The sequence below is a fragment of the Vibrio sp. Vb1026 genome (genome assembly GCF_033338745.1).
Taxonomy (GTDB): domain Bacteria; phylum Pseudomonadota; class Gammaproteobacteria; order Enterobacterales; family Vibrionaceae; genus Vibrio; species Vibrio alginolyticus.
In genome coordinates this window covers 1-1,436 of record NZ_JAWOTH010000083.1, presented here as the reverse complement: position 1 = coordinate 1,436, position 1,436 = coordinate 1, and the positions used below count along the sequence as shown (strand labels likewise).

Below are 1,436 nucleotides of genomic sequence, written 5' to 3'. Positions count from 1 at the left end.
CAAATTTGAGGATGTCGGTACCTTGACGGAAATACGCCACTTCTGCATGAATGGCGATTTTTTTTAACTGCTCTTCTGGCAGTTCATCGAAAGGAGGATGTTGGCTAATGAAATTGAGTACTTCTAACTGCTCGGCTTCCATTCTTTATTCCATGCGTTGCCTAAAGTAACCAGATCAATATCATCTCGATTTAGCATAAGCAACAGATAACGCTAAGACTTCTGCTTACCTCATCATGTTATGTTTGTTTCTTCCAAACACAGATTTGAACTCTAATCATTTCACTATTCTTTCTGCCTCTAAATACTGAGCAATAAATATGCAACCCTACTGTGCCGACATGTATTAAAAACTTAAAAATAAATTCAACGTCGTGTTTATCGCCTAAAAACACAAACGAACACATTCATAACTAGATGTTTTAAATGATTTATCAATAAAACAATGAAAGTTCATTACTACGAAAAATATGACCACAGAACACCAATAAGCTAAGCCAATCATTTGAAAACTTTTATCAATTTAATTAGAGTACAAAACATTAACTCGTGATAAACACATAACAAAGGACAATTAACATGGATCCCATACTGGAAGTTAAGGGACTTTATAAAGTGTTTGGAGAAGCTCCGGAGCGAGCATTCTCACTCATCGAAAAAGGCGTTGATAAAGACGATATTTTTGAACAAACTGGCTTAACCGTTGGCGTCAACGATGTATCTCTGACCATCAATGAAGGCGAGATTTTTGTCATTATGGGTCTCTCTGGCTCAGGAAAATCCACTCTCGTTCGACTTCTCAATCGACTCATTGAACCCACCAAAGGCAGTGTTTACCTCAAAGGGAAAGACATTGCTCACATCTCCGAAGAAGAACTGCGCGAAGTTCGTCGGAACAACATTTCAATGGTTTTTCAAAATTTTGCGCTCATGCCCCACATGTCGGTGATAGAAAATGCCGCTTTCGGCCTGGAACTCGCAGGCGTCGATGTGACTGCTCGCCACGAAAGTGCATTATCAGCGTTGCAGAGAGTTGGATTAGATACCTACGCTGAATCGTTTCCTGATGAACTATCAGGTGGTATGAAGCAGCGTGTCGGTCTTGCCCGCGCCCTAGCTTGCGACCCCGATATTTTGCTGATGGATGAAGCGTTCTCAGCGCTCGATCCTTTGATTCGTTCTGAAATGCAGGATGAATTGATTCGTCTGCAAAATGACGATAAACGCACCATCGTATTCATTTCGCACGACTTGGACGAAGCCATGCGCATCGGTGACCGAATTGCCATCATGCAAAACGGCGAAGTTGTGCAAGTCGGCACACCAGATGAAATTCTTCATAACCCCGCCAATGATTATGTCGAGGCGTTTTTCCGCGGCGTTAATGTCGCCAGCGTGCTAACCGTCAAAGATATTGCGCGCAAGAAGCCCGCTGC

1 protein-coding gene is annotated in these 1,436 nt (G+C 42.4%); it reads left to right on the top strand.

The features are described from left to right. Window positions 1-579: 579 nt before the first annotated feature. On the top strand, window positions 580-1,436 hold an 857-nt coding region (gene proV, locus R7E47_RS24330), incomplete at its 3' end, for a glycine betaine/L-proline ABC transporter ATP-binding protein ProV (RefSeq protein WP_318085247.1).